General features: G+C 39.6%; 10 protein-coding genes and 1 tRNA gene. 8 read left to right on the top strand and 3 right to left on the bottom strand.

The genetic code is table 11. The features are described from left to right. Positions 1–83 precede the first annotated feature (83 nt). On the bottom strand, positions 84–1,880 hold the full coding sequence (gene lepA, locus QZ620_RS04540; protein ID WP_141876405.1) for a translation elongation factor 4: 1,797 nt from the start codon (positions 1,878–1,880) through the stop codon (positions 84–86). 197 nt (positions 1,881–2,077) lie between these two features. Between lepA and murQ the strand changes: the two genes are divergently transcribed. The 5 genes from murQ to dusB all read left to right on the top strand — a co-directional run bounded on the left by murQ (position 2,078) and on the right by dusB (position 9,319). After that, positions 2,078–2,899 (top strand): N-acetylmuramic acid 6-phosphate etherase, encoded by an 822-nt coding sequence (gene murQ / locus QZ620_RS04535; RefSeq protein ID WP_295179509.1) that lies wholly within the window; start codon positions 2,078–2,080, stop codon positions 2,897–2,899. Continuing rightward, complete coding sequence (locus tag QZ620_RS04530) at positions 2,899–4,506, top strand: family 10 glycosylhydrolase (protein ID WP_295179508.1); 1,608 nt, start codon at positions 2,899–2,901, stop codon at positions 4,504–4,506. The genes murQ and QZ620_RS04530 overlap by 1 nt, the downstream gene beginning before the upstream one ends. Before the next feature lie 2 nt (positions 4,507–4,508). Continuing rightward, entirely contained in the window at positions 4,509–5,714 is a 1,206-nt protein-coding gene (locus QZ620_RS04525) for an NlpC/P60 family protein (protein ID WP_295179506.1), read from the top strand. Positions 5,715–5,870: 156 nt separating this feature from the next. Next, complete coding sequence (locus tag QZ620_RS04520) at positions 5,871–8,276, top strand: outer membrane beta-barrel family protein (protein ID WP_295179505.1); 2,406 nt, start codon at positions 5,871–5,873, stop codon at positions 8,274–8,276. Between the two features lie 50 nt (positions 8,277–8,326). Beyond that, complete coding sequence (gene dusB / locus QZ620_RS04515) at positions 8,327–9,319, top strand: tRNA dihydrouridine synthase DusB (RefSeq protein ID WP_295179503.1); 993 nt, start codon at positions 8,327–8,329, stop codon at positions 9,317–9,319. On the opposite strand, the gene QZ620_RS04510 is transcribed toward dusB, so the two are convergent. Both QZ620_RS04510 and rbfA read right to left on the bottom strand, forming a co-directional pair. After that, the gene (locus QZ620_RS04510; protein ID WP_295179501.1) at positions 9,320–10,522 is read right to left on the bottom strand and encodes an FtsX-like permease family protein; all 1,203 of its coding nucleotides are present in this window, start codon (positions 10,520–10,522) and stop codon (positions 9,320–9,322) included. It abuts the gene before it with no gap. Between the two features lies 1 nt (position 10,523). Next, on the bottom strand, positions 10,524–10,919 hold the full coding sequence (gene rbfA / locus QZ620_RS04505) for a 30S ribosome-binding factor RbfA (RefSeq protein ID WP_295179499.1): 396 nt from the start codon (positions 10,917–10,919) through the stop codon (positions 10,524–10,526). Between the two features lie 100 nt (positions 10,920–11,019). Here rbfA and mce point away from each other — a divergent pair, with 100 nt between their 5' ends. The 3 genes from mce (at position 11,020) to QZ620_RS04490 (ending at position 13,043) form a co-directional block, all read left to right on the top strand. Next, on the top strand, positions 11,020–11,418 hold the full coding sequence (gene mce, locus QZ620_RS04500) for a methylmalonyl-CoA epimerase (RefSeq protein WP_295179497.1): 399 nt from the start codon (positions 11,020–11,022) through the stop codon (positions 11,416–11,418). A 66-nt stretch (positions 11,419–11,484) separates the two neighbouring features. After that, a tRNA-Ile gene (locus QZ620_RS04495) sits at positions 11,485–11,558 on the top strand. Positions 11,559–11,834: 276 nt separating this feature from the next. Then, complete coding sequence (locus tag QZ620_RS04490; protein WP_295179495.1) at positions 11,835–13,043, top strand: DUF5906 domain-containing protein; 1,209 nt, start codon at positions 11,835–11,837, stop codon at positions 13,041–13,043. Positions 13,044–13,552 lie beyond the last annotated feature (509 nt).

Raw genomic sequence — 13,552 nt, 5'->3', positions numbered from 1 at the left:
AGCGACCAAAAACTAAAACGAATAGCCCGCCGCCGACCTTAGGAAGGCGGAACGCCCGGATGATAACAATATAAAAGTTATGACTAATCGTTCAGTTTAAGAACCGCCATAAATGCTTCCTGAGGAATTTCAACGTTTCCAACCTGTCTCATTCTCTTTTTACCTTTTTTCTGCTTTTCAAGAAGTTTACGTTTACGGGAAATATCACCACCATAACATTTCGCGGTAACATCCTTACGTAAAGCTTTTACCGTTTCACGGGCAATGATCTTCGCACCAATTGCGGCCTGTATTGGAATATCAAATTGTTGTCTCGGGATCAATTCCTTCAGTTTCTCGCACATTTTCTTTCCAATATCATACGCGTTATCCACGTGTAATAGAGCAGAAAGTGCATCTACCGTATTCGCATTCAGAAGTACGTCTACTTTTACAAGTTTAGACTGGCGCATTCCAATTGGAGAATAATCGAAAGAAGCATAACCTCTGGATACAGTTTTCAACCTGTCATAGAAGTCGAAAACAATTTCTGCCAAAGGCATGTCGAAAGTCAGCTCAACTCTTTCTGTAGTAAGATAGGTCTGGTTGGTAATTTCTCCACGCTTTTCAATACATAGAGACATTACGTTCCCTACATAATCAGACTTTGTAATGATCGTAGCCTTAATAAATGGCTCCTCAACCCTGTTCAATGTAGAAGGTTCAGGAAGGTCAGACGGATTATTTACCAGTAAAGCCTCATCTGGATTTTTATTGGTGTAAGCCTGGTAAGAAACGTTGGGAACAGTTGTGATCACGGTCATATCGAACTCACGTTCCAGTCTTTCCTGAATAATTTCCAGGTGTAACATTCCAAGGAATCCACAACGGAAACCAAAACCTAAAGCTGCAGAACTTTCAGGAGTAAAAACCAGCGAAGCATCGTTCAGCTGAAGTTTCTCCATAGAAGCTCTCAATTCTTCGTAATCTTCAGTATCTACAGGATAAATTCCGGCGAAAACCATTGGTTTTACATCCTCAAAACCTGCGACAGCTTCCGTAGTTGGATTCACTGCGCTGGTAATAGTATCACCAACTTTTACCTCGCGAGCATCCTTAATACCCGTGATGAGGTAACCAACATCACCGGTTTTGATCTCTTTTCGCGGGAATTGTTTTAAACGAAGTGTTCCCACTTCATCGGCATCATATGTTTTATTGGTCGCAACAAACTTGATCTTTTCACCTTTTCTAATAGATCCATTAATAACTCTAAAATAAGTTTCAACACCTCTAAACGGGTTATAAACAGAGTCAAAGATCAATGCTCGAAGTGGAGCATCAACTTTTCCTGTTGGAGCAGGAATTCTGGAAATAATAGCATCAAGAATCTCTTTGATCCCAATACCTGTCTTTGCACTTGCCGGGATAACATCTGAAGCGTCACAGCCTAAAAGATCCACGATATCATCTGTCACCACCTCAGGATTTGCACTAGGGAGATCCACTTTATTTAGTACCGGAATGATTTCAAGATCGTTCTCAAGAGCAAGATAAAGATTTGAAATAGTTTGAGCCTGAATACTTTGAGCTGCATCTACTACCAGTAAAGCACCTTCACATGCAGCAATAGAACGGGATACTTCATAAGAAAAATCCACGTGTCCCGGAGTGTCGATAAGGTTTAGCGTGTATTCTTCACCTTCATGAACATAATCCATTTGTATCGCATGAGACTTAATAGTGATCCCGCGTTCCCGTTCCAGGTCCATACTGTCCAGCAGTTGTTCCTGTTTTTCACGCTCGGTTACAGTCCCGGTAAAATCCAGCAGGCGATCTGCCAGTGTACTTTTCCCGTGATCGATATGCGCGATTATGCAAAAATTTCGAATGTTCTTCATCTCCAGTATTTGTATCCTTAGGCCTAAAAATTCAGGTAATTTTAAGACTACAAATATAATTGAATTAATAGTCTTATATAAAATTTCAAGTTTATGTTTGTTTCGCTGTGTGAAAGCATTCGATAATGCTATTTTAGAGCTTGTAAATTTCTTTGCTGAAGTCTATACCACAAATGCATTACATCAAAAAACTGACTATGGATTTCCTGAAACCCGATACTGAAAAGACATCAAATTATGATCATCTCGAAAAGATGAATACTGCAGAACTTCTGAAGAATATCAACAAGGAAGATCAAACGGTGGCTGAAAGTGTGCAAAAAGTAATTCCGGCAATTGAAGTTCTGGTAGATAGGATCGTGGAAAAAATAGGAGCAGGAGGAAGGCTTTTTTATATTGGAGCAGGTACGAGTGGCCGGCTGGGAGTTCTGGACGCTTCAGAATGTCCGCCCACTTTTGGGGTTGAGCCTGGAATTGTAATTGGTCTCATTGCCGGTGGCGACACTGCTTTGAGGAATGCTGTTGAAAATGCAGAAGATGATAGGGAGCAGGCATGGAAAGATCTTCAGCAATATGAGATTTCTTCAAAGGATGTCCTGGTAGGCATCGCCGCATCTGGAACCACGCCCTATGTAATTGGCGGAATTGATAAAGCCAGAGAGCATAATATAATTACGGGTTGTGTTACCTGTAGTTCCGGAAGTCCGTTGGCAAATGCTTCGGAATTCCCATTAGAAGTGATTACCGGGCCAGAATTTGTTACGGGAAGTACCAGGATGAAAGCAGGAACAGCGCAGAAAATGGTGTTGAACATGATTACAACTTCTACCATGATCAGGTTAGGAAAGATCAAAGGAAATAAAATGGTAGATATGCAGTTATCCAACAAAAAGCTGGTGGGACGTGGCACCCAGATGATCATGGATGAATTACATATAGACGAAGAGCAGGCAAAAGCATTATTATTAGAGCATGGTAGCGTAAGACTGGCGATCGCTAATTTTCAACAGCACAATTAATGATCAGATCTTTAAAATTTTATAAATCCTTATCGCTGATTCTTCTGGCGTTTTTCGCCTATTCCTGTAAATCCACCAAAAATGTTGCTGTAGCTGAAAAGCAATCTGAGACAACAGATACACTGGTTCAGAAGGAGATGGAAAGTCCTCAAGTTTCAGAAGAAATTACGGAAAATAGGTTTATTGAAGCACCGCTTGATATAGCCGAATTTAGAGCAGCCTGGATCGCAACGGTTGCAAATATCAACTGGCCGAGTAAAGCAGGATTATCTACTGAAGTACAGAAAAAGGAAGCCCTGGAAATGCTTGATTTTCTTGAAGAGAATAATTTCAATGCGGTCATTTTACAGGTTCGGCCGCAGGCTGATGCACTATATCAAAGCGAACTGGAGCCATGGTCCTATTTTCTTACCGGCAAAAGTGGCAAGGCACCAGAACCCTATTACGATCCGCTCGATTTCTGGATAGAACAGGCTCATTTAAGAGGTCTGGAGCTTCATGTCTGGCTCAATCCTTATCGCGCGCATCATACCACCGGTAAGGAGATTGGGAAAAAATCTATTGTAAAGACCCATCCTGAACTCGTAATGGAATTGAAGAACGGGATGTGGTGGATGGATCCAGGAAGTGAAAAGGTGCAGGAACATTCAGCAGCAGTAGTAATGGACATTGTGGAACGCTATGATATCGATGCCGTTCATTTTGATGATTATTTCTATCCCTATGCTTCCTATAACGGAAAAAACGGATTCCCGGATGATGCAAGTTTCCAAAAATATCTAAATAGTGGAGGTGAACTTTCCAAAGCCGATTGGAGGCGTAAAAGCGTTAATGATTTTATTGAAAGAATTGCCGGTGAAATTAAAGCTGAAAAGTCTTTCGTAAAATTCGGGATTAGTCCGTTTGGGATCTGGAGACCTGGTTTTCCTGCAAGTATCAAAGGAATGGACCAGTATGAAGAATTATATGCAGATGCTAAATTATGGCTGAATAAGGGCTGGATCGATTATTTCACTCCGCAACTCTACTGGCCCACGGCAAAAGTAGGGCAGAGCTTTCCAGTTTTACTGGGTTGGTGGGAATCTGAAAATGTAGTGGGAAGACATCTCTGGCCGGGAATTAACCTTGCCCTGGATGAAGAAACACCAGGTGAAATAGCCTCACAGATCATGATCTCCCGGGGAATTCTTCCGGATAGCCCAGGTGTAGTTCACTGGAACATTGGACCGCTGATGAAAAGTGAGAAAATAAGAAATTCATTAAAAAACGGACCTTATCAACAAAATGCTCTGGTGCCAGCGAGTCCATGGTTATCCTCTGAAACTCCTGAAATTCCGCAGATCCAACTAGCTAAAACAGCTTCAGAATATACTATAAAGAATTCCAGTTTAGAGGAGCACTTCAGGTGGGTGGTATATTACCAGTACGAAAATAGTGGCTGGAACTACATAATTTTGAATAAGGAGCAGGATTTGCATTCGCTCCCAATTCAGAATAAAGACAACAATAAACTGATTAAAATAGGGATTACTGCGGTAGATCGCACCGGTGCTCAAAGTAGTTTCCAGCAATATGATCTTCAAATCCTTGATCGTATAAAATCTTAATTATGAAAACCAGATCTATAATATATTTTCTAACAGCAATACTTTTCCTGTCCTGTGGAGAATCCAATAAAGAATCGGCTAAAAATAGTCAGGTCGAAGAAATCGTAGAACAAACCAGAACTGAATTTGCTCCAGACAAACGGGTAGCACTTTTTTATATTTCTGCGGAAGAAGATAAGAATGGAATCATTCTCAAAGGGGAAACCAATTCAGAAGAAGCTAAGAATAGACTTTTATCAGATCTTGATTCGGCAGGGGTTAATTATAAAGACAGTATTCAGGTTTTACCTTCCGAAGCATTGGGAGAAGAGCTTTACGGGATCATCGACGTTTCGGTAGCTAATTTAAGAGGAGATAGCAAGCATTCTTCTGAACTGGTGACTCAGGCCACCCTCGGAACTCCTGTAAAGATCTGGAAACGGACCGATGAATGGTATTATATTCAAACTCCAGACGATTATCTTTCGTGGGTCGACCACGGAGGAATTACGACGATGAACGAAAGTGATTTTAATAACTGGAAAACTTCAGAAAAGATCATTATCACCAAAGCTTATGGGAGTTCCTATGCTAAGCCTGATCTTGATTCTAATCCCGTTACAGATCTGGTAACCGGTGCAGTCCTGGAATTGCTGGAAGATTCAAGAGATTTTTTTAAAGTAAGATATCCCGATGCTCGCGAAGCCTATGTTTCTAAAAACGATGCGAAGAACTACGTGGAATGGTTACAGAATTTGGAACCTGATGGCGAAAGTCTAACGAGGGTTTCAGAAAAACTGATGGGATTACCTTATTTATGGGGAGGCACCTCTGCGAAAGGAGTGGATTGCAGCGGATTTACCAAGACGATCTATTTTATGAATGGCATGGTTATTCCAAGGGATGCTTCTCAACAGGTTAAGGAAGGAACGTTGATAGATGAACAATCAGATTTCAGCAAACTGGAAGTAGGGGATCTACTGTTCTTTGGGAGACCGGCAACAGATTCTACTTCGGAAAAAGTTGTACACGTAGGAATGTGGATAGGTAATAACGAATTTATTCATTCCTCAGGAGATGTTCATATTAGCAGTGTAGATGATAAAGCTGAAAACTTTGATGAATTCAACAAAAGTCGATACCTGAGAACTAAGAGATATCTTGATCAACAATCAAGCGGACTCAAATACTTAAAAGATCAGGATTTTTATAACGGTAACGCAAAGTAATTTTAGGCGAAACAGTACTTTATGAAGTATTTAGGCTGATTTGTTGAACAATTGCTAATTAATTTAGCTTCAGGTCTATATAAAAGCTTTTTCTTGGTTAAAAACTCATAAAAGCTATATTTGCGATTGTTACCAAACAAACCGAACTAACCAAACATGAATATTAGAACATCTCTAAGCATTTTTTTTTGCTTTTTAAGTACACTGGTATTTTCACAAAATGAACTTTCAGGAAAGTTAACCGACCTTAATAATGACCCACTTGCATACGCCAATGTCATACTTTTAAATGCCCAGGATTCAGTTTCTGTTGTGAAAGGAACGGTGAGTGAAGAGGATGGAAGCTTTTTGCTGAAGGATATCAAGGACGATAATTACGTTTTAAAAATAACCTACGTTGGTTATGAAGACCTGCTGAAAAAGATAAGGGTAAAAGGAGACACCAATCTTAAGACTTTGAAAGTTTCACCATCTTCGGGAGATCTTGATGAGGTAACTATTCAAGCTAGAAAACCAAGAATTAGCAGGGAAGTGGATCGTATCGTGTTTGATGTGGAGAATTCTACTTTATCCTCTGGAAATACCTGGGATATTCTAAAGAAATCGCCGGGTGTGATCGATAACCAGGGACAATTGATGGTTCGAAATGCGGCAGTGCAGGTGTATTTGAATGATCGCAAGATCTATTTATCTGCTTCAGAATTGCAGACCTTACTGGAATCTTATTCCGCAGAAAACATAAAATCCATTGAGATCATTACAAATCCTCCAGCAAAATATGATGCTGAAGGTGGAGCGATCCTTAATATCACCACTAGTAAAAGTATTACTCCGGGTTACAAGGGTAGTGTAGAAGGAACTTATACTCAGGCAATCTATTCAAAATACAAGATTGGGACCAGTCATTATTTTCAGGGTGATAAGGTGAATGTATTCGCGAATTACAATTTTAGTCCGCGTAAGGATTATAAGAACGACGATTCCTATATCAATTTCATACAGGATGGGCAGCCCTTTTCCAGGTGGGACACAGATTTTACAAGGGAAACTACAAGCCAGGCACATAATGCCAACGCGATCATAGATTTTGAACTTTCAGAAAAGAGCAATCTTAACTTTTCTGTGAATGCCAATTTTTCACCAAACCGTGAATTTGATAATGATGTAATGACCGAGATGAGAAATGCTTCCGGAGCACTAGACTCCACTTTGGTTACAGACTCCGGTGTTTTTACAGATCAAAATAACGTTGCATTAAATCTTGATTATACCACCTCCTTTAAAAATGGTAGCGATCTTTCCTTAAAAGCCCATTATACAAGGTTTGACCAGGATCGTGAGCAAACTGTCTTTTCTCAATATTTCAATCCTCAGGGTCAGCGTCTCAATGCACTTGAATTTGAAACCGATGCCAGCCAGGAAATAGACATTTATACAACGCAGGCAGATTATTCCACGATGATTGGGGAATCTGTTTTTAAAAGCGGACTCAAATTTTCGTCCATAGAATCTGAAAGCGGGATCGAGTACATGAATGAGCGACGTTTAGAATCGTTGTTTGATGAACTGGGAGATGTATTTTTATATGATGAAAATATCTATGCGGCTTATCTTTCTGTAAGTCACGACTGGACAAACTGGAGTGGTAAATTTGGACTTCGCGGGGAATATACAGATAGAACAGGGGAGAGCATGAGTATTGAAACTATCAATGATCGCGAATACTTTGAATTATTTCCAACGGCATACCTGCAATATCGAGCTTCAGACAATCATAGTTTCACTTTGGATTATAGCCGTAGAATTCAACGACCACGGTACGAAAGTCTGAATCCATTCAGATACTTCCTGAATGAGACAAATTTCAACGCTGGAAACCCAAATCTTATCGCGTCCATTAGTAACAATTTTAATCTGAACTATACTTTAAATAATGCATGGTTCTTTGACTTCTATTACAAGGATCTTGGGGAAGCTCCGGAAGTCCTAGTATTTCAGGATAATCAGAACCTTACCATTCGTAATGTGAATCAGAATCTGCTGGATTCTAAATCCTATGGAATTGATATTTTTCACGGGACGTCTATTACAGATTTCTGGTATGCACAATTTTTTACTTCGCTATTCCGTATGGAAAATACGTTGCTTGCCCTCGAGAGTAATAATGCTGAAGTAACGATAGAAGCTGAAGGTGTTCAGGCATACGTCTATAATATCTTTACGTTGTCCCAGGATGGTACTTTTGAGGGAACTTTGTTTGCACAATATCTTTCAGATTATCTATCTGGATCTTACAATCTGGAGCCAATGACCACTGTAAGTATTGGTTTAAGAAAGACGTTATGGGATAATAGAGCAGAGCTAAGTTTAAATGTGAACGATATATTTAATTCTACGAACACACGCCTTACTTCAGAATATTTAAACCAGAGCAACAGTTTCTTTTCTTTTTCTGAAAACAGGAATGTACAGATAGGTTTCAAATATAACTTCGGAAACTTCAGGCTGAGTGACAATCAGCGTACGATCGATGAAGCTGAAAGAGAACGATTAAGACCATAATTTTTACTTCCGGTTTATTTCTTAATTTTGCAGCATAAAACTGAAAGGCTTTGGCTAAAATTGGAAATATAGATGTAGGAGACTTCCCGTTGCTGTTAGCACCGATGGAAGATGTGAGCGATCCACCATTTCGCGCATTATGCAAGGAGCAGGGCGCAGATGTGGTGTATACTGAATTTATTTCTTCTGAAGGACTTATTCGCGATGCTGCGAAAAGTACCATGAAACTTGATATTTACGAAAAAGAACGACCAGTTGGGATACAGATATTCGGGGCAAACCTGGAGTCGATGTTACAGTCTGTTGAGATCGTTGAAAAATCTGGTCCGGATATTATAGATATCAACTTTGGTTGCCCGGTGAAAAAGGTGGTTTCCAAAGGCGCCGGAGCCGGTATTCTGAAAGATGTGGATTTAATGGTTTCTTTAACTGAAGCAATGGTGAAGCATACCAATTTACCAATCACCGTAAAAACCCGTTTAGGTTGGGATCACGATTCTATAAAGATCCTTGAAGTCGCTGAAAGATTGCAGGATGTAGGCTGCAAGGCTATTTCTATCCATGGTCGAACCAGAGCTCAAATGTACAAGGGCGAAGCCGACTGGAATCCAATAGCACAAGTAAAGAATAATCCTCGTATGCATATTCCGGTTTTCGGAAATGGCGATGTGGACTCTCCAGAGAAAGCCATGCTAATGCGTGATGAATTTGGACTTGATGGTGCAATGATTGGTCGCGCAAGTATTGGATATCCGTGGTTCTTTCGGGAAGTAAAGCATTATTTTGAGACCGGAAAACATATGGCACCTCCAACGCTGGAAGAGCGTGTGGACGCTGCCAGACGTCACTTGCAGATGTCTATCGACTGGAAAGGGGAACGTTTAGGGGTATTTGAAACCCGTCGTCATTATACCAACTATTTTAAAGGAATTCCGCACTTTAAGGAGTATCGTATGAAAATGGTGACCAGTGATGATTCTGTAGACGTATTTAAGGTTTTTGATGAGGTAGAGAAGGAGTTCGCAGGTTACGAATTCGCTTAATTATTTTAAAGCTTTTCTGGTAGTTCCTGCCGCAATGTAGGAAGCAATAAAACCAAGAGTAAAGATCGTAGCTACAACGATAATTACATTTTTCGCACGCATTTGTACAGGATAAGGCAGGCTTGGGGTGATCATTACCAGGTCAAATTGCATTTGTAAAATTATAAGGACAATAGCAAAACCAAGGCCTAAAAGTCCGCCCAAAACGGTCATCAACATCCCCTGGTAAAAAAAGATATTTCTTATTTGTCTAGTAGTAGCACCAAGACTGTGCAGAGTCTTCATATTTTCTCGTTTATCCAGGATCATAACGATTATTGAACCTACCACATTAAATAACGCGATGGTAAGTACCAGCGTGAAAATAAGGTAAACAAAGAGGTTTTCAGAATTTAGCATTTTGTTCAGCGCATCATTCAATTCTTCACGGGTTTTGATCTGTACATTATCGCCCAGTACTGCAATAATCTCTTCTGAAATTCTGTCGAGATCTGCTTCCGAAGAAATTTTAAATTCCACGCCTGTAACTTCATCAGGCTGCATACTTAGCAGATCACGGGCAAAATTGATATTGGTAAAAACATATTTTGAATCCAGCTCTTCATTAACGCTATAAACCCCGCTAACAATGGTCTGCCGGGTGGAAAAAGCATTCTGGATATTGGTCATGGTTACCTGTCCTTTTCCCGGTTTGGGAACCATGATCTTCAGTAAATTCTGATAATTGAATGTGCCAATATCAAGCAGGCGGGAGAGTCCGTTTCCAATAACCACCTGCGGCTCGCTTTTAGTAAGCCATGTGCCAAAAACAATGGCACTATCGATCTTGTTAACCTGCTGGTAATTGGCGTCCACACCTTTGATATAGGCAGGATTTGACTTCTGTTTATAGCTAAGAATGACACGTTCCTCAATAACCTGAGTTAGCTCTTCGATCCCTTCGATTTTCAATAACCTGTCTTCCTGCTCCTCAGATAACTGAATAATTTTTCCAGTATCTGGTAAGGCTTTAAGATCGGGATCGAATTCATTCGAAAAGGAAAGGCTGAAATCGCGTAGTCCTGAGAATCCGCTTAATACGATAAATAATGAAAATGCTCCCGCAAAAACTCCAATTGCCGCGATAATAGTAATGATATTGATCGCATTGCTCTTGCTCTTTGTGAACAGGTAGCGTTTGGCAATATAGAGTGGGAACTTCAACTTAAGATTTTTTCCTCTTGTCTAATAGATCTGGATTGGATACAGGATCCTCTTTTCCTTTGATAGATTTTTCAATTCCGTCGATATATTCCAGAGAATCATCTACAAAGAAACTAAGATCGGGCATTTTTCTTAGCTGATGCCTGGTTCGCTGCGCCATTTCATGCTTGATCTTATACTTATTCTCATTGATCTCCTCAATGACTTCCTGTTGATGTTTAGAAGGGAAAATGCTAACATATGCTTTCGCAATCGAGAGATCTGTAGTTACCCGAACTTTTGAAACTGAGATCAAAATTCCTGTACGCCCGCTTTCTCTTAGTGAGTTTTGCAGAATGTCTGCCAGGTCCTTCTGCAACAATCCACCTATCTTCTTCTGTCTGTTTGTTTCTTCCATACTACAAAAGTAAAATTTTTAACTGTGATTCTTCTTCATTCGTATGAATTTGAATAGTCTAAGCTGAAATATGGATATTTGTAACTCAAAATGTGAATTCATGAAAAAGATAGAACATATAGGTATTGCGGTAAAAGATCTGGAAGCTGCTAACCGAACCTATAAAGCGATCTTAGGTGCAGAGCACTACAAAACCGAAGAAGTAGATGGGGAAGGTGTAAATACTTCTTTTTTTAAGATTGGTGATAGTAAGATCGAATTACTTGCGGCTACCAGGGATGATAGCCCGATTGCAAAATTTCTGGAGAAGCGGGGAGAGGGTATACATCACATGGCCTTTCTGGTAGACGATATTGAAAAGGAGATAACCCGTTTAAAATCTGAAGGTTTCAGGTTGCTAAATGAAATTCCAAAGCAGGGTGCCGATAATAAAATCGTAGCATTTATGCATCCTAAGGATGGTAACGGAGTACTGGTTGAGCTTTGCCAGGAAAAATAGAATTAATTTGTTTGGTGCGTAAGAGGCAATTATCTAAATTTGCGCTCGCGATACGAATACGTATCAGGTCCCATAGCTCAGTTGGTTAGAGCACCTGACTCATAATCAGGTGGTCCTTGGTTCGAGCCCAAGTGGGACCACTAGTAAAATCAAGGCTTCACAGATTCAGTTCAGTGAAGCCTTCTTTTTTCACACGTATTTCACACGTAGAATAATAAAAAAGTGGTGAAAAATAATTTTTGCATTCAAATAAATACAATTCTCATCTACTTCAATTAATTTAAATTATTCTCATAAAATTTGCTATAAATACATGCAAAATGATGTATTATCATTAAAAATACTGTTTTGATGAATATTTCGTAATTATAAAATGTTTGCTTACTTTTAGGAGACTATGTCATTACTGGTCTATTTTGAAAGAGGATAATAAATATATAAGAGTCGGCACCCAGTATTTTAAACTGGTGAAAATTCCTACCATTTCCGGTCATACGAACCAGAGTTTAATCGCCTGGAATATTGAAACCATTCGCCAGGATCACGGAAAGACCTTTCTGGCCAAGATTCCTAAATATGATGGTTTTACCTGTATTCCGGATCATTTAAACTTTCAACCTACCTACCATAATTTCTATAATACCTATGCTCCCCTGAGCCATCAGCCTGCTGCAGGAAGTATAAAACTTTCCTTAGAATTTGTAGCACATATATTCGGAGAACACCGGGAACTAGGCTTAGATTATCTAAAGCTACTGTATACCAAACCCACTCAGATTCTTCCCATTCTTTGCCTGGTATCCCAGGAGCGATCCACAGGGAAGAGTACATTTTTGAAATGGCTGAAGAATATCTTCCAGGGAAACCTTACCTATCTGCTTAATGATGATTTCAGCAGTCAGTTCAATTCAGACTGGACCAACAAACTTCTGATCTGTGTGGATGAAGTCTTATTTAATAAAGAAGAACTCACCGAACGAATAAAATTTCTAAGTACCACTAATTATAATAAGCTTGAAGCAAAGGGAAAGGATAAACGAGAAGCAGAATTTTTTGGCAAGTTTATCCTCTGCAGTAATAATGAAGAAAACTTCATTAAGATCGATCAGCATGAAACCCGGTTCTGGGTGTTGAAAGTACCCAAGGCCCAAAAAGAGAAAACGGAATTACTGGAATCTCTCAACCTTGAGATCCCTGCCTTTCTACATTTCCTAAAAAATCGGGAGATGCAAAGCAGCAAAAAAACACGCATGTGGTTTACCGCTGAGCAAATAGAAACAAAGGCATTGCGTAAACTGGTGCATAATAATAGAAACAGGGTAGAGAAGGAGCTGGCCAGTTTACTCTTAGCTGTTATGGAATCGGATGATTCTAATGAGCTAAAGTTATGTCCGGTGGATGCATTGAATGGATTAGGCAAATCCCGAATTCGAACCGATTTGACCCAGATTCGGAAAATCTTTAAAAAGGACTGGAACCTTACCAATCAACCCAACTCGAATCGCTATCTGAGGTTTGTGATGTACGCTGATGGGGATATTCTTTGGAAGGAAGCTAAGGGACGCTATTTCACTATAACTAAAATGTTTTTGCAGGAACAGTTTGAGGATCCAAAGGCAAGCTAAATACTGCCGGCTCAAACAAAAATGATGAATTGATGACAAAATGATGACGGGGAACCACCAGTTTTTACGGGGGCTCCCGGTAGCTGTCATCGTTTCATCATTTTCAAATAGATTTTCTAGAGGTAGGGTCGTTGGTTTTCTCTTTTTTTTGATGAATTGATGACAGAGTAAGATGAGACCAGTAATAGTAAGGTTTAAGACTGTCATCATTTTGTCATCAAAGTGTCATCAAAATAAAAATGATGACAGAAATTAAGAAAATACGAGATACTAAATGAAGCTAAATACCAACAATGAAAATGCTATTGAAATAAAAAAAGGAGCGTCTTCATCAGTTTACCTAAACAAAACCCCGTCCATGGGTGAGGGCTTTGTTTAGGTAAAACAGGAAAGAAATAATTTAAAAAAAATAAAAGTTACTTACCTACTTACCTAAAGTAAGATCATCCCTTTAATGACAAGGCTTAAGACCAGGTAAGTAAAACTTAATTCATCTTACCTAAGTTACC

The sequence above is a fragment of the uncultured Christiangramia sp. genome, from assembly GCF_913046405.1.
Classification (GTDB): domain Bacteria; phylum Bacteroidota; class Bacteroidia; order Flavobacteriales; family Flavobacteriaceae; genus Christiangramia; species Christiangramia marina.
Note: the sequence above shows the minus strand (reverse complement) of the source record. Positions and strands in the feature narration are given on the sequence as shown.

Coding starts and splice junctions, on each gene's coding strand:
- lepA (WP_141876405.1), bottom strand. CDS start 1,880: ATGAAGAACATTCGAAATTTTTGCATAATCGCGCATATCGATCACGGG.
- murQ (WP_295179509.1), top strand. CDS start 2,078: ATGGATTTCCTGAAACCCGATACTGAAAAGACATCAAATTATGATCAT.
- QZ620_RS04530 (WP_295179508.1), top strand. CDS start 2,899: ATGATCAGATCTTTAAAATTTTATAAATCCTTATCGCTGATTCTTCTG.
- QZ620_RS04525 (WP_295179506.1), top strand. CDS start 4,509: ATGAAAACCAGATCTATAATATATTTTCTAACAGCAATACTTTTCCTG.
- QZ620_RS04520 (WP_295179505.1), top strand. CDS start 5,871: ATGAATATTAGAACATCTCTAAGCATTTTTTTTTGCTTTTTAAGTACA.
- rbfA (WP_295179499.1), bottom strand. CDS start 10,919: ATGGAAGAAACAAACAGACAGAAGAAGATAGGTGGATTGTTGCAGAAG.
- mce (WP_295179497.1), top strand. CDS start 11,020: ATGAAAAAGATAGAACATATAGGTATTGCGGTAAAAGATCTGGAAGCT.